Raw genomic sequence first — 21,854 nt, 5'->3', positions numbered from 1 at the left:
AATGAGGGCGTCGGCGCCAATGCACATGCAGGCGATTGCTCGTAACAATCTGCAACTCTACAATGAGTTGCGGCGACAGGGCCGCAGCGGAGAAGAGTTGGCGCTCGTCAAGGCGGCCTACGAGCTCGCAACGAGGCTCTACAGCGGCTATTACCAGAGCGACGGGCGGCCCTTCGTGCTGCACACGGTGGGAGTGGCCGGAATTCTGGCGCTGCTGCGCATGCCCGCCGAGATCATCGCGCTCGGCCTCGTTCACAATGTCTACAGCAACGGCAATTTCGGCGACGGGCGCAGCCATGTCTACTCGACCTACCGCAACGCGGTCATTGTCGACGCCGTCGGGCCGGATGTAGCCGATCTGGTCAAGCGCTTCAGGGACCGCCGGATCACCAGCAAGAGCATCGCCAGGATGGAGGCCGAATTCGACGGCCTCGGTCAGACTGACCGCTACCTGCTTGCCCTGGAACTCGCCGACTACTGCGAAAAGTATCTCGACCAGAGCGTGCTCTATTTCGGCGACGCCTCTTGGGTAACCGACGAAGTCTCCACCATCGGCGACCGGCTGATCGGCCTGGCGAATCGTCTGGAGCTGCCGGATCTTGCCGCGCTGATGAGCGAGCTTTTCGAGGCGGTCGCGCGGCAGGAGCCCCCACCGCCCGCCCTGATGACGGGGCCGAAGCACAAATATCTCTATTTCATCATGCCGATGTCGGCCCGCACGCGCACCCGCACCCTCATGTCGGGCTGGTACAGGCGCTATATCCGCGGCGAACGGCGCTGAGGCGCGTCGCGCTGCATTTTCCCGTTTTGTTCCATTTCGCGCTGGTGTAGTTTTGCGATTCGAGTCAACCGCGATTCTTTCCACCGAAATCTCCGGGCTGTGAATCGCGGGCACGGCGGGTATTTCTTCACCCGCCACATGCCGACTCTGATACGGCATGGTCCGGGCACAAGACGGGGACGACATGGCAGAAGCAGCGCGAAAATTCGAGGTCGCGGAGACACCGCTCTATCGCGAGGCTCCCAACAACATCGAGGCCGAGCAGGCGCTGCTTGGCGCAATTCTCGTCAACAATGACGCCTTCTACCGTGTCTCCGACTTCCTGAAGTCCCTGCACTTCTACGAACCGCTGCACCGCAAGATCTTCGAGGTCTCGGCCGAGCTCATCCGCATGGGCAAGATGGCCAACCCGGTGACCATCAAGACCTTCCTGCCGGCCGACGAGAAGGTCGGCGACATGACGGTTGCCCATTATCTCGCGCGCCTTGCCGCCGAGGCGGTCAACGTCATCAATGCCGGCGACTACGGCCGCGCGATCTATGACCTCGCGACGCGCCGCGCGCTGATCACCGTCGGCGAGGACATGGTCAACATCGCCTATGACGCGCCGGTCGACATGGCGCCGCAGGAGCAGATCGAGGACGCCGAGCGTCGCCTGTTCGAGCTCGCCGAAACCGGCCGCTACGATGGCGGCTTCGAGAGCTTCTCGGACGCGGTCAAGATGGCGATCGACATGGCCAGCGCCGCCTACATGCGCGATGGCCATCTGTCGGGTATCTCGACGGGCTTGCGCGATCTGGACGCCAAGATGGGCGGGCTGCAGCCCTCCGACCTGATCGTGCTGGCCGGCCGGCCGGGCATGGGCAAGACGTCGCTTGCGACCAACATCGCGTTCAATATCGCCAACGCATACGAACCCGACCAGCAGGCGGACGGCACCATCAAGGCTAAGAACGGCGGCGTCATCGGCTTCTTCTCGCTCGAAATGTCGTCGGAACAGCTCGCCACCCGCATCATCTCGGAGCAGGCGCAAGTTCCGTCCTCGAAAATCCGTCGCGGCGACCTCACCGAGACGGATTTCGAGAAGCTGGTCCACTGCACGCAGATGCTGCAGAAAATCCCGCTCTACATCGATTCCACGGGCGGCATTTCGATTGCCCAGCTGGCGGCACGCGCGCGGCGGCTGAAGCGCCAGCGCGGCCTCGACGTGATGATCATCGACTATATCCAGCTGATGCAGGGTTCCTCGAAGAATTCGCAGAACCGCGTCCAGGAAATCACCGAGATCACCACCGGGCTGAAGGCGCTCGGCAAGGAACTCGGCGTGCCGATCATCGCGCTCTCGCAGCTGTCGCGTCAGGTCGAAAGCCGCGACGACAAGCACCCGCAACTCTCCGACCTGCGCGAATCCGGCTCAATCGAGCAGGACGCCGACGTGGTGCTGTTCGTCTATCGCGAGGAGTACTACCTCAAGAACAAGGAGCCGAAGCCCGGCACGCCGGAATATGTCCAGTGGGAGAACGACATGAACGAGGCGCGGGGCAAGGCAGAGGTCGTCATCGCCAAGCAGCGCCACGGTCCCACCGGCACCGTCAGCCTGGCCTTCGTCGGCGAGTTCACGCAGTTCTCGGACCTGGCCGAGGAGCACCACCTGCCGGACCGCTTTGAGTAGCATTGATGGAGCGCCGAAATGCATAAGTATTCGCAAAAAGCCACGTCGTTTGTCGTAATGGCGCACTACGCCGGTGAGCCTTCAGTCGTGAGATCATTCACGTTGAGCGCGGAAACACCGCTTCGTGAGGTGTTCACATCGCTGTGGCCGACGGGGGTGAGTGAAACGTTCGCTGGAACACAATTTGCTCGGACTCCACTTAGAATCGAAATCTTGCCGGATGAAAAGTCGATCCCAGTCATTGATGAGCCCGACCCCTTTTCAACTGCCGAACCGACGGCTGCGTAGAAGTTGCGCCACGTAAGAACTTGGGTAGCCATGGTGGCGGCAGCACGTCGTGGCTAAATCGCGCACCCAGTTCATCTGCCAGAGTTGCGGCGCGGCGCACCAGCGCTGGGCCGGCAAGTGCGATTCCTGCGGCGAGTGGAACACGCTGGTCGAGGAAGGCATCACCGGCGGTATCGGCGGCGGGCCGCAGAGCCTTCGGTCGGCGCGCAAGGGCCGGATCGTCGCGCTGACAACGCTGTCCGGCGACATCGAGGACGCGCCGCGCATCGCCTCGGGCATCGCCGAACTCGACCGCGCCACCGGCGGCGGTTTCGTGCGCGGATCGGCCATCCTCGTCGGCGGCGATCCTGGCATCGGCAAATCGACGCTCCTCATGCAGGCGGCCGCCGCTCTGGCCCAGGCCGGGCACAGGGTCGTCTACGTGTCGGGTGAGGAAGCCGTGGCGCAGGTCAGGCTTCGCGCCCAGCGCCTTGGCGCGGCCTCCGCGCCTGTCGAACTCGCCGCCGAAACCAATGTCGAGGACATTCTGGCGACCATTTCGGAAGGGCGCAGGCCCGACCTCGTCATCCTCGATTCGATCCAGACGCTGTGGACGGACCTCGCTGATTCGGCGCCCGGCACCGTCACCCAGGTGCGCGCCTCGGCGCAAAGCGTCATCCGCTACGCGAAATCGACGGGTGCCGCGGTCGTGCTGGTCGGCCATGTCACCAAGGAAGGCCAGATTGCCGGTCCGCGCGTCGTCGAGCACATGGTCGATGCCGTGCTCTATTTCGAGGGCGAAGGCGCGCATCACTTCCGCATCCTGCGCGCGGTCAAGAACCGCTTCGGCCCGACCGACGAAATCGGCGTCTTCGAAATGTCGGACAAGGGCCTGCGCGAGGTCGCCAATCCGTCGGAACTCTTTCTCGGCGAGCGCCACGCCAAGGCGCCGGGCGCTGCGGTATTCGCGGGCATGGAGGGCACGCGTCCCGTGCTGGTCGAGATACAGGCGCTCGTTGCCCCCTCGCCGCTCGGCACGCCGCGCCGCGCCGTCGTCGGCTGGGACCAGCCGCGGCTCGCCATGGTGCTTGCCGTGCTCGAAGCGCATTGCGGCGTCCGCTTCGCCACCCACGATGTCTATCTCAATGTCGCCGGCGGCTACCGCATCTCGGAGCCGGCCGCCGATCTCGCGGTGGCCGCGGCGCTGGTTTCGTCGCTCACCGGCCTTGCCCTTCCCGCCGATTGCGTCTATTTCGGCGAAATCAGCCTTTCGGGTGCCATCAGGCCTGTAGCGCATGCGCAGCAACGCCTGAAGGAAGCCGAAAAGCTGGGGTTCGGGCAAGCGATCTTGCCGCAGGGGGGCGAGGAACCGACAGGTGCGATGGCTGGGCGCTCCTTCCAGCCTGCGACACTGACGGACCTCGTAATTCGAATAGCCGGGTCGAAGCGCAGCCGCGCTGAAGAGATCGACTGACACCGGTCATCATGGAGTGGGGCCGCAAACATGCCGATTACGCTGCTTGACGGAATTCTCGTCGGCTTCACCCTGGTCTCCGCAATGCTCGCCATGGTGCGCGGCCTGTCGCGCGAAGTCCTGTCGATAGCATCCTGGGCGGCGGCGGCGGTTGCCGCCTACCTGCTCTACCCGCTGGTCCTGCCCTATGTGCAGCCCTACATCGACAACAAGCAGATCGCGATCGTCGCCGCGGCGGGCGTGGTGTTCATCATCGCGCTGATCATCGTCACCGTCATCACCATGAAGATCGCCGACTGGATCATCGATTCGCGGATCGGTGCGCTCGACCGCACGCTCGGCTTCCTCTACGGCGCGGCACGCGGCATTCTCGTCGTCGCCGTGGCGCTGCTTTTCTTCAACTGGCTGGTCGGCACCAACCCGCCGGCATGGATCGCCGAGGCCAAGTCGCGCCCGCTGCTGGAATCAATCGGCGCGACCCTCGAGAGAATGCTGCCGGACGATCCGGAGAACTCGATCCTGAAACGCCTGACCCCGGGCTCTTCGCCCCCGGATGCCGCACTGGAAACCCCGTCCAACGAGGCCCCGGCCGAAGCACCGGCGGAAGATCAGCCCGCCAACTAGGCGGCAAACACCGAATATTGTCTGTCGGCATGTGACAGAAGGTGGCGCGGCGGACCGCGCTGCACTATATGTCGTCCTTTCTGACGCGAGAACGCCCAATGGCAAACGCTCCCTTGCTGGCCGAGGCCGACGATCATTTCCACGACGAATGTGGTGTGTTCGGCATATTCGGGCGTCAGGACGCCGCCGCCATCGTCACGCTCGGCCTGCACGCGCTGCAGCATCGCGGCCAGGAGGCGGCGGGCATTGTCTCCTATGACGGGTCGCAATTCCACGTCGAACGCCATATCGGCCTGATCGGCGATACCTTCACCACGCAGGCCGTCATCGACAGTCTCAAGGGCAACCGCGCCATCGGCCATACGCGCTACGCCACGACCGGCGGTTCCGGGCTGCGCAACGTGCAGCCGCTGTTTGCCGAACTCGCCGACGGCGGCTTCGCCGTCGCGCACAACGGCAACATCACCAACGCCATGACCGTGCAGCGGACCCTGCAGAAGCAGGGCTCGATCTTCTCCTCGACCTCCGACACCGAGACCATCCTCCACCTCGTCGCCACCAGCCGCGAGAAGGATGTCAACTCGCGCTTCATCGAGGCGGTGCGCCAGCTCGAGGGCGCCTTCTCGCTGGTCGCGCTGACGTCGAAGAAGATGATCGGCTGCCGCGACCCGCTCGGCATCCGCCCGCTGGTGCTGGGCGACCTCGACGGCGCCTGGATCCTCGCCTCCGAGACCTGCGCGCTGGACATCATCGGCGCGCGCTTCGTGCGCGACCTGAAGCCCGGCGAGATGGTCGTCGTGACCGGCAAGGGCATCGAGAGCTTCTTCCCCTTCGAGCCGCAGAAGCCGCGCTTCTGCGTCTTCGAATATGTCTATTTCGCCAGGCCCGACTCCTCGGTCGAGGGGCGCAACGTCTATGACGTCAGGAAGCGCATCGGCGCCGAGCTTGCGCTGGAAAGCCCGGTCGACGCCGACATCATCGTGCCCGTCCCCGACTCAGGCACGCCGGCCGCCATCGGCTTCGCGCAGGCCGCCGGCCTGCCCTTCGAGCTCGGCATCATCCGCAACCACTATGTCGGGCGCACCTTCATCCAGCCGTCGGATTCGATCCGCCACATGGGCGTCAAGCTCAAGCACAATGCCAACCGCAAGATGATCGAGGGCAAGCGTGTCGTGCTGGTCGACGATTCCATCGTGCGCGGCACCACCAGCCAGAAGATCGTTCAGATGGTGCGCGACGCCGGCGCCCGTGAGGTGCACATGCGCATCGCCTCGCCGCCGACGCGCTCCTCGTGCTTCTATGGTGTCGATACGCCCGAAACGTCGAAGCTCCTCGCCTCGCGCATGACGGTCGAGGACATGGCCGATTTCATCCGCGTCGATTCGCTCGGCTTCCTGTCGATCGACGGCCTCTACCGCGCGGTCGGCGAAACCGCCCGCAACAACGAGCAGCCGCAATTCTGCGACGCCTGCTTTACCGCCCAGTACCCGACGCGGCTGGCCGATCACGAGGGTTCGGACAATGTCCGTACGCTCTCGCTGCTGGCCACCGGCGGACATTAGGATTGCCGTTTCTGAAATGACCCCAGATCTTTCCGGCCGGATCGCGCTCGTAACCGGCGCCTCGCGCGGCATTGGCTATTTCGTCGCCAGGCAGATGGCCGCGGCCGGCGCCCATGTCATCGCCGTCGCCCGCACCGTCGGCGGCCTCGAGGAGCTCGACGACGAGATCAAGGCCGAGCATGCCCGTACCGGCAGGGGCGACGCCACGCTGGTGCCTCTCGACCTGACCGACATGCAGGGCATCGACCGCCTCGGTGGCGCCATCCACGAACGCTGGGGCAAGCTCGACATCCTCGTCGCCAATGCCGGCGTGCTCGGCACAATCTCGCCGATCGGCCATGTCGAGGCGAAGACCTTCGACAAGGTGATGGCCGTCAACGTCACCGGCACCTGGCGGCTGATCCGCTCGGTCGATCCCTTGCTGCGCCTTTCCGACGCCGGGCGCGCGATCATCGTCAGCTCGAACGCCGCCCATTCGGCCCGCGCCTTCTGGGCGCCCTACGCCGCCTCCAAGGCCGCCGTCGAGACGCTCGCCCGGTCCTGGGCCGACGAGTCCCGCAACATGGCGCTGCGCGTCAACGCCTTCGATCCCGGCCGCACCCGCACCGCCATGCGCGCCCAGGCAGTGCCCGGCGAGGATCCGAACACGCTGCCGCATCCCTCGGAGGTCGCCGCCAAGCTGCTGCCGCTCGCCAGCCCGGATCTCACCGAGACGGGGCTGATCTACCAGGCCAGCCAAGACCGCTTCGTCGCGTACCGCCAACCCGAATAGCGGACAGGCCCGTCGTGGGCCCTGCCTTCACCCCCTTGCGATGGCCTCGACCAGCGCCGGCAACTCGCCGAGATCGACAATCTGCCTGAAGCGCGGCGAATCCTGCGGCGCCTCGCCATGTTCGACCGACCAGGTCAGGTCGTGCGGCACGTAGACGCCCCAGCTTCCCGCCCCGATCGCCGGCAGGACGTCCGACTTCATGGAATTGCCGACCATCATGGCGGCCTCCGGCCCGTCGCCATGCCGGCCGAAGATCCGCTCATAGGTCGACTGCGTCTTGTCGCTGACGATCTCGACCGCCTCGAACAATTCGCCGAGACCCGATTGCGCCACCTTGCGCTCCTGGTCGAACAGGTCGCCCTTGGTGATCAGCACCAGCCGGTGCGTGGCGGCCAGCGCCTCCAGCGTCTCGCGCGCATGCGGCAGCGTCTCGACGGGGTGCTCCAGCATCTCGCGGCCGGCGGCGAGGATTGCGGCGATCACCGAGGACGGCGCCCTGCCGCCCGTCACCTCGATCGCCGTTTCGATCATCGACAGCGTAAAACCCTTGATGCCGAAGCCATAGAGCCTGAGGTTGCGCTTCTCCGCCTCCAGCAGGCGGGCGGACAGGTCCTGCGGGTCGGCATGATCGCCCAGGAGCTCGGCAAAGCGGGCCTGGGTAAGCTGGTAGAAATGCTCGTTCTGCCACAGCGTGTCGTCGGCATCGAAACCGATCGTGGTCAGGCGCGGGGCGGCCATGCGAAAATCTCCGTTCGTGCGGAAGCGTTCTGCCTGACGGGCGGCGCGGATTCAACGCTGTCCGTCAGGCCGGCTCGCGCACCACCGGCGCCTGTCTTGCGCCGCTGCGGCCCCGCCTCCAGTCGAAATAGCCATGCGCAAACACGGCCGCCAGCACGATGGCGCCACCCGCCACGCTTGCCAGCGGCGGCTGTTCGGCCAGGATCAGCCAGGCAAAGATGATCGCGAAAGGCACCTCGGCCGAGCCGATCAGCCCGGCCTCCGGCGCTGGAATCAGCCGCGCACCCTCGGTCCACAGAATCACCGCGAACGCGAAGGACAGGCCGAAGGCGACGCACAGCGCCATGTCGCGCGCGCTTACCGCCAGCGGATCGGCCGCCAGCCAGCCGAATCCGAAGAGCAGGAACGCCGAGACCGCTGCCGCCCAGACCGCGGGCGTTGCCCTGAACCGCCGCACCAGGACCATGTAGAGCGCGCTCAGCATCATCATGACCAGCGCCAGCGCGTCGCCTCTCACGCTGCCGCCGCCGATTCCGGCAGAGACCATCACGGCGACGCCGGCCAGCGAGGCGAGCGCGGCCAGCATGGTCTGGCGCCGGAAGCGCTCGCCGAACAGGAAGCGTGCAAACAGCGCCGCGGCGAAGGGAACCGTGGCGTAGATGATCGCGACATTGGCAACGATGCCGGCCTTGAAGGCCGCGATGAAGGCGATGCTGGCCGTGGCGCCGATCAGGGCAAGCAGCCAGCCCTGCCAACCGAGGGCGAGGCTCGCGCCATTGCGCGACCGCCGCCACAGCACGTAGATGCCGATGAAGATCCCGCCGAACAGCCCGCGCCAGCAGGTGATGACCAGCGGGTCGGCGGCAATCGACTTGGTCAGCACGCCCGCCAGGCCGAAAACCGCCGCAGACAGTGCGACAAGCAGGACGCCGAGCATCCGTTCGGCCGACTGTTCGGGTATGTCGTTCATCGGCGCGAAATCCTTCACGGAACGAGGCTCCCCGTCGGCACCCTAGGCATGCGGTCCTGCCACCGTGCTGTCAGGATATCGCCAGCCTTCTTGCCAGCTTCCGGCCGCCGCGCGAACAAAAAAGAAACCGCCAAGCGGTTGCATATCGGAGGGGCAGGCACTAGGTTGCGCACCAAATCGCAGGTTCGCGCACCGTGCCGAACCTCCATCTCTCTCCAGCGCATGCCCGACATCACGCTTCAGGCGACACGGCATGTATTCATGAAGGAAGCAAATTGCAGGTACTCGTCCGCGACAACAATATCGAACAGGCACTGCGCGTGCTCAAGAAGAAGATGCAGCGCGAAGGCGTCTTCCGTGAAATGAAGGCACGCAAGTCCTACGAAAAGCCGTCCGAAAAGCGCGTCCGCGAAAAGGCCGAAGCCATTCGCCGCTCGCGCAAGGCCGCCCGCAAGCAGGCCCAGCGCGACGGATTGCTGCCGGCGCCGAAGAAGAAGGTCATGCCGAACGCCGCCGCACGCCCGGCGCGTCCCGCTTCCTGATCTGCCTCTTCGCCCGTACGCGCCATTGACGTTCGGGCCGCATCCGCTACCCTTCCCCTGATAGCGGCTCGCTTCGGCCGCTTGGCGGCGGGGCTGGGAGACGCGGCATGATGGTGTCCGGAGCGATCCTGCTCTGCCTGTTGGTTGTCTGGCTGGCCCTGGCCGGTTACGCCGCGTTCAGGCTCGGCACAGGCTTGCGCCAGGCGCTGCTCTACATTCCCTTCAGGCTGCTCCATCGCATCGACGATTCGCCGATGCGCGAGGCTGCTGGCGCCAAGGCGCCCGTGATCTACGCGATCTGGCACCAGTCGCGAATCGACCCGGCCTTGATGCTCTCGCTGCTGCCCGACGACACGCTCCACATCCTTGACGAAGCTTCGTCGAAATCGCTTTGGCTCGAGCCGTGGCGGGAACTGGCCCGTACCGTGGCCTTCAAGGCCGAGCACGTCTTCGTCAGCCGTCGCCTCGTGCGGGTGCTCAAGGGCAATGGCCGCATCGCGGTCTACTTCCCCGACACCATCGAGCCGGACCTGAAGGCATTCCGGCTGTTCCGCGCCGTGGCGCGCATCGCCATGCAGGCCGACGCGTCGATCGTGCCGATCTTCGTCGCCGGCGGACGCCACCTGCCCTCCTCCCTGACGCCGCCCGACCGGGCGCCGCGCCACATGTTCCAGAAGCTCTCGATCGCGACGCTGGAGCCGCAGACGGTGCAGCAGCTCGTCGAGCGTGCCGGCGGGGCGGCGACCACCACGGCCGCCAACGCCCTGTTCGACCGCATGGCGGAGGTGCGCCTTGCCGGGGCCGGGCTCGACCGCAGCCTGTTCGTGGCCATCCGCGACGCCGCCGACCGCTTCGGCCCCTCCCGTACAATCGTCGAGGACGTCGTCACCGGCGCCCTCAGCTATCGCAGGCTGTTCATCGGCGCGCGCGTGCTTGGCCAGCGCTTTGCCGCCGTCAGCCGTCCCGGCGAGGCCGTCGGCGTGCTCCTGCCCAACGCCAACGCCGTCGTCCTCTCGCTGCTCGGGCTGGTCTCGGGCGGCCGCGTCGCCGCGATGATCAACTATACGGCCGGCCCGGCAAGCGTCAGCGCGGCGATCGGTGCTGCCGCCATCCGAACCATCGTCTCGTCGCGCGCCTTCATCGAGAAGGCGCAGCTTGCCGACATCGTCGCCGCGGCCGAAAAGGCCGGTGCTACGTTTCTCTGGCTGGAAGACCTGCGCGCCGGAGTCGGTACGGTCGAGAAGCTCAAGGCGGCGCTGCTGTGGCGGCTGCCGCTTGCCCGCCAGGACGCTGCCGCGCCGGCCATCATCCTGTTCACGTCAGGGTCGGAGGGTACGCCCAAGGCCGTCGTGCTGTCGCATGCCAGCCTGCTCGCCAACGCCATGCAGGCCGAGGCGCGCATCGTCTTCTCGCCGGCCGACAAGCTGCTCAACGTGCTGCCGGTGTTCCATTCCTTCGGCCTGACCGGCGGCACCATCCTGCCGCTCGTCAACGGCGTGCGCCTGTTCCTCTACCCCTCGCCGCTGCACTACAAGATCATCCCGGAAATCGCCCGCAAGATCCGTCCGACGGTGATGTTCGGCACCGACACCTTTCTCGCCGCCTATGCGCGCACCGCCAAGGACGAGGACTTTTCCAGCCTGCGCTTCGCCGTTGCGGGCGCCGAGGCCGTGCGGGCCGAGACGCGCGCCACCTGGCGCGAGCGTTTCGGCGCGTCGATCATCGAGGGCTTCGGGCTGACCGAGGCCGCACCCGTGGTCGCGGTCAACACCGCCACGCATGGCCGCGACGGCACGGTCGGGCGACTGCTGCCTGGCATGAAGATGCGGCTCGAACCGGTCGAAGGCATTCCCGAGGGTGGCAGGCTCTGGCTGTCGGGCCCCAACCTGATGAGCGGCTACATCACCGCCGACAGGCCTGGTGAGCTGCAGCCGCTCGCCGACAACTGGCACGACACCGGCGACATCGTCTCGGTCGACCGCGAAGGGTTCCTCACCATCCGCGGCAGGGCCAAGCGCTTCGCCAAGATCGCCGGCGAAATGGTGTCGCTCGGCGCCGTCGAGATGCTGGTAAAGGCGCTATGGCCCGAGGAGAACCATGCCGCCGTCTCCGTGCCCGACAAGCGCAAGGGCGAGCGCATCGTGCTCGTCACCACGGCGCATGACGCGGATCCCGACAAGCTGCGGCAGTACGGCCGGCAGGCGGGCGCTGCCGACCTCATGGTGCCGCACGACATCGTCAAGGTTGGCGAGATACCGATGCTCGGCTCGGGCAAGACCGATTACGTGTCGACCAGGCGCCTGGCGCTGGAGCGCCTCGGCCTCGACATCGCGGCCTGACCGCTCGTCTCAGGGTTCGAGTTCGGACGCGTCGTGCGCGCTGGCCTCGCCGGTCCCCTCGCCCTTCTCGCTCTCGATCCTGGCGCGTTTGGCATAGGCGCGCGCCGACAGCGGCAGGAAGACGAGATAGGCGATCACCGAGGCCGACAGCGTCTGCCAAGGGTACGAGAACAGCAGCAGGAGCAGCAGCACGCAGCCGAGGATCATCGGCAGCACCCGATCGCCCGGGACCTTCAGCTTCTTGCCGGAATAGACCGGCAGGCGGCTGACCAGCAGGAAGGCCACCATGATGGTGAAGGCGCTGGCCGCGAAGGCCAGCGTGCGGTCGGGCACCAGCCCGCCCGCCAGCACGAGATAGATCGGCAGCAGCACGATGACCGCTCCCGCCGGGGCCGGCACGCCGACGAAATACTCGGCCTGCCAGGCCGGCCTGTCGACGTCCTCGTCGAGCACGTTGAAGCGTGCGAGCCGCAGCCCGCAGGCGATGGCGAACAGAAGCGCCGCGATCCAGCCGGGCGAGCCCGCCCGGTCCAGCAGATAGGCATAGAGCACCAGCGCCGGCGCGACGCCGAAATTGACGATGTCGGCCAGCGAATCCATCTGCGCGCCGAATTTCGACGTCGCCTTGAGCATGCGGGCGAGCCTGCCGTCGATGCCGTCGAGAAACGCCGCGATCAGCACCATGGCGACCGCGGTCTCGAAACGGCCCTCGAAGGCCAGCCGAATACCGGAAAGGCCGGCACAGATCGCCAGCACCGTGACGAGATTGGGCAGCACCATGCGAAGCGGGATCTCGCGGATGCGGGGTCCGCCGCGCCCATGCGGCTGGAAGGGCTGGAACAGCATCAGTCGATCCGCACAAGCGGTGTAACCGCGCCACCGCCGAACTCCGCCATCACCGTCTCCCCCGCGACGGCGGTCTGGCCGACCGCTACCTTTACCGTCGCATCCGTCGGCATGAAGACGTCGAGCCGCGAGCCGAAGCGGATCAGGCCGATGCGCTCGCCGGCGCCGATGTTGCCGCCGGTCTCGGCCCAGCAGACGATGCGGCGCGCCACAAGGCCGGCGATCTGCACGCAGGCGATCACGCCGTTGGGGCTTTCGATGACCAGGCCGTTGCGCTCGTTCTCCTGGCTCGCCTTGTCGAGTTCGGCGTTGAGGAATTTACCCGGACGATGCTCGATGCGGGTGATCTTGCCGCGCACCGGCGAGCGGTTCACGTGGCAGGAGAAGACGTTCATGAAGACCGAGACGCGCGTCATCTCGCCGGAGCCGAGGCCAAGCTCGCGCGGCGGCACGGCGGGACCCACAGCCGACACCACGCCGTCAGCCGGGCTGATCACCAGCCGGTCGTCGAGCGGCGTGACGCGGACCGGATCGCGGAAAAAATAGGCGCACCACGCCGTCAGGATCGCACCGATCCAGAACAGGCTGGTCGAGAACAGGCCAAGCAGCAGCGTAACGACCGCAAAGCCGGCGATGAACGGATATCCCTCGCGATTAACGGGGACGAATGCGTTCTTGATTGTGTCGCCAAGGCTCATGCTGTGCTGACGGGCTCCATTCGGGTTGGCGCCTGATTACCGGAAATGACTCCAACCCGCAACGCGGCAGGCAGATCGCGATCAGCAGCAACGTTGCGGCGCGCCCGGGGTTCCTGCTGCGGCTGTCTTTGCGCAGACGCGATGTCGGGATTCGCACGGCGGTTGCGTCCTTGCAGGGGACGGGTTTGGCCCCGGCCATTCCGGCCGGGCTTAGTCCGCAAGCCGCCTGTAGTTGGCGATATCGGCCCTGATGCCTAGCCGCTTCACCAGCGCCTGCGGATCGAAGCCGCGGCTTTCATGCATTGCCCTGACGACCGGGCGGGCCCGGTCGATGGCATCCTGGCTTTGCCACTCGACCATCGTCACGAGGTTGAATTCGCCGGGCCCCGATTCCTGCTCGAGCAGGAGATCGCGCACGAAACCCGGTTGCCGGCGCAGCACTTCGTGCGTCTCGACCACCCGCGCGACAAACTCCTCGCGCGCTTCCTGCGGCACCGAGAACTTGTCGACCCGGTAAACCGGAGCGATGCCATCCTGCTGATTTTTCTCGATCATTTCCGCATTTCCCCGTGCTGACCCGCCACGCGGCCCCACCATTGGGGACGCATTGACCGGCACGGTACGACCTCAACCGAAGTTGAGGTCAAGGCGGATTGTGGGCTCAGTTCTCGGGCGTGATTTCGGGTGTGCGGCGCCTGACGATGACGCCGAACTCGTCGGCCTCGCGCGCGACCCGCAGCCGCTCCTCGGCCTCCGAGGCTTCGCGCTGGCGGTCCCACATCGAGGCATAGAGACCCTTCAGCTTGAGAAGGTCGGCGTGCCTGCCGCGTTCGGTGATCTCGCCATCCTTCAGCACGATGATCTCGTCGGCGGTGATGATGGTCGACAGGCGGTGGGCGATGACCAGCGTCGTGCGCCCCTTGCTCACCAGGTCGAGTGCGGCCTGGATTTCCTGCTCGGTATGCGAATCCAGCGCCGAGGTCGCCTCGTCGAGGATCAGGATCGGCGGCGCCTTGAGGATCGTGCGCGCAATCGCCACACGCTGCTTTTCGCCGCCAGAGAGCTTCAGGCCGCGTTCGCCGACCATGGAGGCATAGCCATCCGGCAGCCGCTCGATGAAACTGCCGATCTGGGCCAGTTCGGCGGCCTGCCTGACCTCGTCCTCCGGGGCGCTCATGCGGCCATAGCGGATGTTGTAGGCAATGGTGTCGTTGAACAGCACCGTATCCTGCGGAACCATGCCGATGACGGCGCGCAGGCTCTCCTGCGTCACGTCGCGGATGTCTTGGCCGTCGATGCTGATGCTGCCTGACTGGATATCGTAGAAGCGGAACAGCAGCCGCGAGATCGTCGACTTGCCGGCTCCGGACGGGCCGACGATCGCGACGGTCTTGCCCGGCGGCACGTCGAAGCTGATCCCCTTCAGGATCTTGCGCGCCGGATCGTAGGAAAACTGCACGTCGCGGAACTCCACGCGGCCGTCGCTCACCTTGAGCGGTCGGGCGTCCGGCCTGTCCACGACCTCGCGCTTGACGTCGAGCAGTTCGAACATGTGCTCGATGTCGGTCAGGCTCTGGCGGATCTCGCGGTAGACCGAGCCGATGAAGTTCAGCGGCTGGGCGAGCTGCATCAGCATGGCGTTGACGAAGACGAAATCGCCGATCGTCTGCGTGCCGGCCATGACCTCACGTGCCGACAGGACCATCACCACGGTCATGCCGCCGCCGAAGATCACGCCCTGGCCGAAATTCAGCCAGCCAAGCGATACCCAGGTCTTGGTCGCGGCCTTTTCGTAGCGCGCCATCGACTGATCGTAGCGCTCGGCCTCCATTGCCTCGTTGTTGAAATACTTGACCGTCTCGTAGTTCAGCAGCGAGTCGATCGCCTTGGTGTTGGCGTCGGTGTCGGAATCGTTCATCTCGCGGCGGATGCGGATGCGCCAGTCGCTCGCCTTGACCGTGTACCAGGTGTAGAGCCAAACCGTCACCGCGATCACCGCGACATAGACCCAGTCATAGGCAATGGCGAAGACCGCCGCCGTGAAGACGAATTCGAGGATCGTCGGCGCCGTCGCCAGCATGGTGAAGCGAACGATCGACTCGATGCCCTTGGTGCCGCGCTCGATGATGCGCGACAGGCCGCCGGTGCGCCTCTCGAGGTGAAAGCGCAACGACAGTTCGTGCATGTGCCGGAAGGTCCGGAAGGCCAGCTGCCGCACGGCATTCTGGCCGACGCGGGCAAACAGCGCATCGCGCAGCTGGTTGAAGCCGAGCTGCACCATGCGCAGGACGTTGTAGGCGACCACCAGCATGACCGGCGCGAGCAGGAAGGCCGGCAACGGCGGAACCGTCGCGCTGTCGCCGGCAAGCGCGTCGGTTGCCCACTTGAAGAAATAGGGCACGACCACCAGCACCAGCTTCGCCACGACCAGGAAGATCGTTGCCCAGACGAGGCGCGCCTTGAGGTCAGGCCGTTCGGCCGGCCACATATAGGGCCAGAGGCTGCGCAGCGCGCTGAGGGTCGAACCGGAATCGCCGGAAATCTTGGCCAAGTCTCTTGCTTTCTGTTGTCGTCAGCGGCCGGAGCAGCAGGTGGCCACGAGGGCCGCCATGGATGCCGAAAGGCCGGCCAGTGCGTCGCGGTCGACGCGATAGCGCGATCGCTGCCGGTCGGGCGTAAAAGTCACCAGTCCCGCCTCGACCAGCACCTTCAGGTGCTGGGACACCGTCGACTGGGCAAGGTCGAAGTTTTCGACCACCTCGCGGCAGCAGCAGGATTCGGCGCGCGCCAGGTGGCGTATGATCTCGACCCGCGCGGGATGGCCGAGCGCCGCCATGCGCGCGGCAAGCTGCCGGACGCTGTCTGCGTTGTCAGCCGTTGCAGCGGAAGGAGCGGCAATGTTCATCGTCCATCGACGATAGACGATGAAGTTGCCGCGATCAACCCGCCTTACTGTCCGGGTACGGTTGTCACCCTGTCGCCCAGACGCTCCAGGTCGGCCTCGGCCTTCCCATCGAGCGACTTCTCGGGAAGCTTGAAGACCTGTCCGGGCCAGATCCGGTCGGGATCCTCGATCTGCGACTGGTTGGCGAGGTAGATCGTCGAGTAGCGAACGCCGCGGCCGTAAACCCGGTAGGACAGGCGCCACAGCGTGTCGCCGCGGCGGATGATCACCGCGCTGTCGACGTTCTGCAGCTTCGGCGCCAGGACTTCGGGCACGTCGGCGGGCGGCGGTGCCGCCAGGTTTCCGTCGGCTGCCGGCGCCATGGCGACGTCGGTTCCGGTCTCAGGCGCGGCAGGCATGGCGTCGGCGGGCTGTGTCCCGTCCGCCGGTGCCGCGGCAACGGGAGGTGTCGTCACCTCCGGGACTGATGCCGGCGCCTCCGTCTCGCTGGCGGGCTTGTCCGCAGCGGGCGCGGCTGCCGGCGCTTCCGCGGTCGTCTGCGGCGCCGCGGGCGTCCCGCTTTCCGGCGCTGTCACCGCCGGAGTGCCCTCGGCGGCTTCGGCCACGGCTTCGGGCGCCTTTGTTGCGGGCGCGGCGGCCGCCGGCGTCTCGGCGGGTGCCTGCTGCGCTGGCGCAGACGCCTCTGGCGCGGGTGCAGCCGGGGCTGCTTCGACCACCTTGGCCGGGGCCGGCTCAGCCTCCGGCGCGGTTCCGGACGCTTCGGCCGTGGCCGGCGCGTCGGCCTTCGGCGGCTGAACGGCCGGGGTCTCGGCAACCGCCGAGGGGGCAGCCGGCGCGTCCGGCGTCGCTGCCGGCGTTGCCGGCTCTGACGGAGCGGCGGTTACGTCCGGCGCCGGCTCGACAGCCGCCGGCGTCTCGCCGGAAGTCTGCGGTGGCGTGGCACTTTCGGGCGCCGCTACAGCCGGGGCCTCTGCCACCTCGGTCGGTGCGCCGGCCGCGTCTGCCGGGGCGACTGCCTCGGCGGATGCCGGAGCGGTCGGCGCGGCAACCGGCGGGGCGGCGGGCGCAATGGCGGCAATCGATTCTCCGGGTTCCCGCTCGAAGGGAACCGCCGCGCGCGCCGCGACCTTGACCCCGTCGGGCTCGAGCGCATCGACGCGGATGATGTAGTCGCCGACCGGCAGGTCGCGCTCGGTCTCGATCAGGAAGCGCCCGTCGGGCGATGCGGTGGCGTCGCCGAGCAGGATCTCATTGGCGTAGCCGCGCACCCGCCTGCCGGGATCGGCAGCGCCGGCGACGAACACCTTGCGGCCGTCAATCTCGACGGCCTCGACGAATACATGCGGTCCTGCCACCTCAGTGCCGGCAGGCGCGGCCGCCGGCGCACTGGGCGCCGCCGGCTGTTCCGCCTCGGGCTGCAACGCGGCCTGCTGCTCCCCGCCTGTCTCCGGCGCGGCGGCAGGCGCCTCCACTGCCGGGGCTTCGGCCACCGGCGCCTCTGCGCCGGGTGCCGTAGCCGGCGCCGCATCGGCAGCGGGTGCCTCGGCAGGAGGCGAAGCGGGAGCCGCCTCGGTCGCGGGTGCCGTGGGTTCGGGCTTGATGATCAGTTCGGAAGGCTTGCCGGGCTTCTCCACCAGCGCCAGAACCTGCCCGTCCGCCGTTTCGGGTACCGAGACGACGGCCGTCTCCACCGACATGGCCACGACATTGTCGGGCGTGGTCGAGCGCAGCACGATCTGGTAGTCGCCGGGCTTAAGGGGTTCGCCCAGCACGGCGGCGAAATCGCCCTCCGGGCCGGCGGTATCCGAACCGATGACCTTCGAGCCGACCAGGATCTCGACCTTCGAGCCGGGAACGGTGCGTCCTGCAATGACGATCGACCCGTCGCCCTCGACGCGCACGACGTCGAAGCTCGGCGCCGTTACCTTCGGTTCCTCGGCTGCGGGCGCAGCGGCCTCGGCAGGAGTTTCCGGCGCGGCATCGGCCGGCGTCTCGGCCGCCGGCACGCGCGCGTCCTTCTGCGTGGTGTCGGCCGGTTCAGGCAGCGCGACGATCGGTTGGGGCGGTTTGCTGAACAATGGGTCCAGCGCGCCGGAGGCATAGGCTATCGCCAAGGCCGCGGCGCAGCCGCCAGCCAGAAAAAGCAATGCCCTATTGGTCGTTATCGCCATATGTTCGTGCCCCTTGACCCTTGTGCCGGGTCTAGCCTTTTTTCTTCAGACCGACAAGAAAAGACCCGCCCCGGGTCTTGACGTGGTTACGTTGAGAATCACCAATCACTTCCATGAACACGATTCGATCCATTTGCGTCTATTGCGGTTCCTCACCCGGGAAGGGAGAGGCCTATCTCAAGGCCGGCCACGTGCTTGGCCGATCCATGGCGCTCGCCGGCCTGCAACTGGTCTATGGTGGCGGTACGAGGGGCATCATGGGCGCCGTCGCGGACGGGGCATTGCGTGCGGGCGGCAAGGTCACCGGCATCATCCCGCAGTTCCTCATGGACAAGGAAGCCACCCGTTCCGCGCTCCAGCGCCTCGACGAATTGATCGTCACCGACAACATGCACCAGCGCAAACACAAGATGTTCGAGAAATCCGACGCCTTTGTGGCGCTGCCGGGCGGCATCGGCACGGTCGAGGAGATCATCGAGATCATGACCTGGGGACAGCTCGGGCATCACCGCAAGCCGATCGTGTTCGGCAATATCGGCGGATTCTGGGATCCGATGCTGGCCCTGCTCGACCATATGCGCGCCGAGGGCTTCATTCACACGTCGCATCTGGTCGACCCGCTTGTGGTCGACACGGCCGAGGCGATCGTGCCGGCCATCCTCGCGGCCGCCGCAGCCGACGGCGCGCCAATGGAAGGCGTCAGCTCCGTCATCGACAACATGTAGCCCTGGAATGGAAAAACTGCAGGGCTGCAACCTGCGGGGTTGACGGCGCCCCCGCCCCCGACGAGTCTGGAACACCAGTGCATCACTGTTCCGGAACAGGCGTCAGGGGGAGATCGCGCTATGAAGTTCCTGAAATGGATATTCTATCTGGTCGCGGCGGTCGCCCTTGTCGTCGTCGTCGGCTCCTTTCTGCTACCGGCCCAGGCGGTCGTCAGCCGCTCGATCGAGATCGCCGCGCCGCCAGACAAGGTTTTTGCGATCGTCGGCGACCTGCGCCGTTTCGACGAATTCTCGCCCTGGGCGGACCGTGACCCCGACATCGTCTATTCGTTCGAGGGCACGGAGAGCGGTCTCGGCCAGATCATGCGCTGGTCGTCCGACAATCCCGACGTCGGCAGAGGATCGCAGCGCATCATCGAATACGACCCGCCGAACTATGCAGAACTGGCGCTCGATTTCGGCACGATGGGCCGCGCGATCGCGAGTTGGGACCTCGTCCCGTCGGAAACCGGCACCACGGCGACATGGGGGTTCAGGTCGGATCTCAAGGGCATCCCGGAGAAGTGGTTCGGCCTGATGTTCGACCGCTGGATCGGGCCTGACTACGAGAAGGGTCTGGCCAAGCTCAAGACTGTCGCCGAACAGGACTAAGGCGGTCGCCGGCCATTCGGCCGCCAGCCGGCAAGCCGCTGGGCAGCTACCCGTCGGGAAGGGTCCGCAAGAATGCGTCCGGAAGCGTAGCGCGGACCCTCGGCAATTCCAGCTTGAAGCGCTCGAGCAGCCAGCGTCCGGCCGGACCCGGCAGCGCGTCGGCACGATGGAAGGCGTATATCTCGTATGGCCGCACCGGGTAGGGTTCGAGATCGAGCACCGACAGCCGGCCGGCCAGGACGTCATCGATGATCATCCAGGCGGGAAGGCCGCCCCAGCCGAGGCCGGACAGGATAAGGTTGTACTTGGTCGACATGTCCGTCATGCGCCATGTCCGGTAGGCAAATACGCCGAAATCCTTGCCCTTCGTCATCTGCGACACGTCGGAGATCACGAGCTGGAAATGCTCGCGCACGACAGAAAGCGGCACCCTGCCCTTGTAGGTAGCCAGCGGATGATCCGGAGCCGCCATTGGAATCATCGATGCATCGCCAATCCGCTCGGCCACCAGGTCGTCGCTGATGGCGACGGGCTGGCCGCCGATGCTGAGATCGACGCCGCGTGTCAGCAACTGCTCCCAGACGGCGCCCAGGGCGCCGACATTCAGCCGGAGCGCGACCGACGGAAACTCGGCCTCGAATGCCGTCAGCACGGCGGTCAGAACCGGCGACGGCGTCGCCACGTCCACAGCGATCGACAGTTCAGCTTCCAGTCCCTGCTTCAGGCCCTCGGCGCGGGAGCGGATGTCGCTCAGCACGTTCATCATGCGGCGCGCGTCGGCCACCATCGCCTTGCCTTCTGCAGTCAGCGCTGCCTCGCGGGTACCCTCGCGCTCGAAAAGCTTGAGGCCAAGCTGCGTCTCCAGGTTGCCGATAGCGTAGCTGACGACCGATTGCGCCCGGTTGAGCTTGCGGCCAGCCGCCGAAAAGCTGCCGGCGTCGGCCACGGCAACCAGCACCTGCAACTGGTCGAGAGTTGGATTGGGTCGCATATCTCATCCAATTTCTTGATGGATCACACGGAAATTATAGCGGTTTTTCCGATTGATTGGAATGCCCACATTGGCGGCAACACCAACCCGAACTTCCGGAGTTACCGCAATGTCCACCACCCTTCTCGTCACCTCCAGCCCGCGCGGCGCGGCGTCGCACTCGACCCGTATCGCCACCGATCTGGCCGCCAGGCTGCAGGAGGCCAACCCTGCCTCCAGGCTGGTGGTCAGGGATCTGGCCGCCAGTCCGCTGCCCTACATCGACCCCGACTATTACACCGGCATCTACACGCCGGCCGAGGCGCGCACCCCGCGCCAGGCCGAAGTGGTCGGCGTATCGGACGAAGTGCTCGACCAGGTGCTTGACGCCGACACGATCATCCTCGCCACCGGCCTGATCAACTTCAACATCTCCTCGACGCTGAAGTCGTGGATCGACCACGTGGCCCGCGCCGGCCGCAGCTTCTCCTACGGCGAGAACGGCCCGAAGGGGCTGGTGACCGGCAAGAAGGTCTACATCGTGCTGGCGTCCGGCGGCATCTACTCCGAGGGCGCTGCGGTGCAGATGGACCATGCGGTTCCCTACCTGCGCAGCGTGCTCGGCTTCCTCGGCATGACCGACGTCGAGGTCATCCGCGTCGAGGGCGTCGCCATGGGGGCGGATGCCACGGCTGCCGCGCTCGGCAAGGCCACCGCCCGCATCGATGCGCTCGTCGCCGAGCCTGTCGCCCGGGCCGCCTGACCGGCCAGCCCGCGAACACAAAAAAGGCAGGCGCCACCCGGCGCCTGCCTTTTTCATTGCGAAAGCTATCCCTGGCTAGCTGCCGAAAATCTTGTCGCCCTGCTCGTCGACGATCTGCTGGCCCTTGCGCAGCGTGACGTCGACCGCCTCGTCCAGACCGGCAAACCGGTCGGCGCGAATGAACTTGTGTTCCTTGACCTCGCCGGCGATCTCCTTCGAGACGACACCGCAGGTCTGGTACTGCCCGTCATTCTTGTAGGGGGTCGCGGCGATCGTGAACCCCTTGTGCTCGATTTCCTTGGCGGGCTTTGCCGGCCCGGCCTCGTCCGCACCGCCGCCGCCAAAAAGTCTCTTCAGGAAGGACATCGTCATCTCGCTCTGTTT

22 protein-coding genes are annotated in these 21,854 nt (G+C 66.4%); 12 read left to right on the top strand and 10 right to left on the bottom strand.

What is annotated here, in order from left to right:
* The first annotated feature begins 25 nt into the window (after positions 1 to 25).
* The 7 genes from ACT2BZ_RS15305 to ACT2BZ_RS15275 all read left to right on the top strand — a co-directional run bounded on the left by ACT2BZ_RS15305 (position 26) and on the right by ACT2BZ_RS15275 (position 7,152).
* Positions 26 to 781: an HD domain-containing protein gene (locus tag ACT2BZ_RS15305; RefSeq protein WP_457935992.1), complete on the top strand. Its 756-nt coding sequence runs from the start codon at positions 26 to 28 to the stop codon at positions 779 to 781.
* Between the two features lie 184 nt (positions 782 to 965).
* Complete coding sequence (locus tag ACT2BZ_RS15300) at positions 966 to 2,453, top strand: replicative DNA helicase (protein WP_457935991.1); 1,488 nt, start codon at positions 966 to 968, stop codon at positions 2,451 to 2,453.
* 18 nt (positions 2,454 to 2,471) lie between these two features.
* Positions 2,472 to 2,741, top strand: a complete 270-nt coding sequence (locus ACT2BZ_RS15295; protein WP_457935990.1) for a hypothetical protein — start codon at positions 2,472 to 2,474, stop codon at positions 2,739 to 2,741.
* Positions 2,742 to 2,790: 49 nt separating this feature from the next.
* Positions 2,791 to 4,194: a DNA repair protein RadA gene (gene radA / locus ACT2BZ_RS15290; protein ID WP_457935989.1), complete on the top strand. Its 1,404-nt coding sequence runs from the start codon at positions 2,791 to 2,793 to the stop codon at positions 4,192 to 4,194.
* Positions 4,195 to 4,224: 30 nt separating this feature from the next.
* Positions 4,225 to 4,818 (top strand): CvpA family protein, encoded by a 594-nt coding sequence (locus ACT2BZ_RS15285; RefSeq protein WP_457935988.1) that lies wholly within the window; start codon positions 4,225 to 4,227, stop codon positions 4,816 to 4,818.
* Between the two features lie 98 nt (positions 4,819 to 4,916).
* Positions 4,917 to 6,380, top strand: coding sequence for an amidophosphoribosyltransferase (gene purF / locus ACT2BZ_RS15280; protein WP_457935987.1), 1,464 nt, complete (start codon positions 4,917 to 4,919; stop codon positions 6,378 to 6,380).
* Positions 6,381 to 6,396: 16 nt separating this feature from the next.
* Complete coding sequence (locus ACT2BZ_RS15275) at positions 6,397 to 7,152, top strand: SDR family NAD(P)-dependent oxidoreductase (RefSeq protein ID WP_457935986.1); 756 nt, start codon at positions 6,397 to 6,399, stop codon at positions 7,150 to 7,152.
* 27 nt (positions 7,153 to 7,179) lie between these two features.
* Here the strand turns inward: ACT2BZ_RS15275 and ACT2BZ_RS15270 are convergent, their stop codons facing one another.
* Positions 7,180 to 7,890 (bottom strand): HAD family hydrolase, encoded by a 711-nt coding sequence (locus ACT2BZ_RS15270; RefSeq protein ID WP_457935985.1) that lies wholly within the window; start codon positions 7,888 to 7,890, stop codon positions 7,180 to 7,182.
* Positions 7,891 to 7,954: 64 nt separating this feature from the next.
* Positions 7,955 to 8,860, bottom strand: coding sequence for a DMT family transporter (locus tag ACT2BZ_RS15265; protein WP_457935984.1), 906 nt, complete (start codon positions 8,858 to 8,860; stop codon positions 7,955 to 7,957).
* Between the two features lie 275 nt (positions 8,861 to 9,135).
* Between ACT2BZ_RS15265 and rpsU the strand changes: the two genes are divergently transcribed.
* Entirely contained in the window at positions 9,136 to 9,402 is a 267-nt protein-coding gene (gene rpsU / locus ACT2BZ_RS15260) for a 30S ribosomal protein S21 (RefSeq protein WP_457935983.1), read from the top strand.
* A 107-nt stretch (positions 9,403 to 9,509) separates the two neighbouring features.
* Positions 9,510 to 11,741: an AMP-binding protein gene (locus ACT2BZ_RS15255; RefSeq protein WP_457935982.1), complete on the top strand. Its 2,232-nt coding sequence runs from the start codon at positions 9,510 to 9,512 to the stop codon at positions 11,739 to 11,741.
* Positions 11,742 to 11,750: 9 nt separating this feature from the next.
* Here the strand turns inward: ACT2BZ_RS15255 and ACT2BZ_RS15250 are convergent, their stop codons facing one another.
* The 6 genes from ACT2BZ_RS15250 to ACT2BZ_RS15225 all read right to left on the bottom strand — a co-directional run bounded on the left by ACT2BZ_RS15250 (position 11,751) and on the right by ACT2BZ_RS15225 (position 18,361).
* Positions 11,751 to 12,587, bottom strand: a complete 837-nt coding sequence (locus ACT2BZ_RS15250; protein ID WP_457935981.1) for a CDP-alcohol phosphatidyltransferase family protein — start codon at positions 12,585 to 12,587, stop codon at positions 11,751 to 11,753.
* On the bottom strand, positions 12,587 to 13,285 hold the full coding sequence (locus tag ACT2BZ_RS15245) for a phosphatidylserine decarboxylase (protein ID WP_457935980.1): 699 nt from the start codon (positions 13,283 to 13,285) through the stop codon (positions 12,587 to 12,589). The genes ACT2BZ_RS15250 and ACT2BZ_RS15245 overlap by 1 nt, the downstream gene beginning before the upstream one ends.
* A gap of 210 nt (positions 13,286 to 13,495) precedes the next feature.
* Complete coding sequence (locus tag ACT2BZ_RS15240; RefSeq protein ID WP_457935979.1) at positions 13,496 to 13,840, bottom strand: antibiotic biosynthesis monooxygenase family protein; 345 nt, start codon at positions 13,838 to 13,840, stop codon at positions 13,496 to 13,498.
* Positions 13,841 to 13,946: 106 nt separating this feature from the next.
* A complete protein-coding gene (locus ACT2BZ_RS15235; protein WP_457941337.1) occupies positions 13,947 to 15,773 on the bottom strand; it encodes an ABCB family ABC transporter ATP-binding protein/permease in 1,827 nt (608 codons plus the stop codon).
* A gap of 84 nt (positions 15,774 to 15,857) precedes the next feature.
* Positions 15,858 to 16,190, bottom strand: coding sequence for an ArsR/SmtB family transcription factor (locus tag ACT2BZ_RS15230; protein ID WP_457935978.1), 333 nt, complete (start codon positions 16,188 to 16,190; stop codon positions 15,858 to 15,860).
* 44 nt (positions 16,191 to 16,234) lie between these two features.
* A complete protein-coding gene (locus ACT2BZ_RS15225) occupies positions 16,235 to 18,361 on the bottom strand; it encodes a LysM peptidoglycan-binding domain-containing protein (RefSeq protein ID WP_457935977.1) in 2,127 nt (708 codons plus the stop codon).
* A gap of 113 nt (positions 18,362 to 18,474) precedes the next feature.
* Between ACT2BZ_RS15225 and ACT2BZ_RS15220 the strand changes: the two genes are divergently transcribed.
* Positions 18,475 to 19,086: an LOG family protein gene (locus tag ACT2BZ_RS15220; protein WP_457935976.1), complete on the top strand. Its 612-nt coding sequence runs from the start codon at positions 18,475 to 18,477 to the stop codon at positions 19,084 to 19,086.
* Positions 19,087 to 19,206: 120 nt separating this feature from the next.
* Positions 19,207 to 19,737: an SRPBCC family protein gene (locus tag ACT2BZ_RS15215; protein WP_457935975.1), complete on the top strand. Its 531-nt coding sequence runs from the start codon at positions 19,207 to 19,209 to the stop codon at positions 19,735 to 19,737.
* A 46-nt stretch (positions 19,738 to 19,783) separates the two neighbouring features.
* Here the strand turns inward: ACT2BZ_RS15215 and ACT2BZ_RS15210 are convergent, their stop codons facing one another.
* On the bottom strand, positions 19,784 to 20,728 hold the full coding sequence (locus tag ACT2BZ_RS15210; protein WP_457935974.1) for a LysR family transcriptional regulator: 945 nt from the start codon (positions 20,726 to 20,728) through the stop codon (positions 19,784 to 19,786).
* 109 nt (positions 20,729 to 20,837) lie between these two features.
* Here ACT2BZ_RS15210 and ACT2BZ_RS15205 point away from each other — a divergent pair, with 109 nt between their 5' ends.
* A complete protein-coding gene (locus tag ACT2BZ_RS15205; RefSeq protein WP_457935973.1) occupies positions 20,838 to 21,470 on the top strand; it encodes an FMN-dependent NADH-azoreductase in 633 nt (210 codons plus the stop codon).
* A gap of 75 nt (positions 21,471 to 21,545) precedes the next feature.
* On the opposite strand, the gene ACT2BZ_RS15200 is transcribed toward ACT2BZ_RS15205, so the two are convergent.
* A complete protein-coding gene (locus ACT2BZ_RS15200; RefSeq protein ID WP_457941336.1) occupies positions 21,546 to 21,836 on the bottom strand; it encodes an HlyU family transcriptional regulator in 291 nt (96 codons plus the stop codon).
* Positions 21,837 to 21,854 lie beyond the last annotated feature (18 nt).

Source organism: Mesorhizobium sp. 10J20-29, assembly GCF_054130485.1.
Note: the sequence above shows the minus strand (reverse complement) of the source record. Positions and strands in the feature narration are given on the sequence as shown.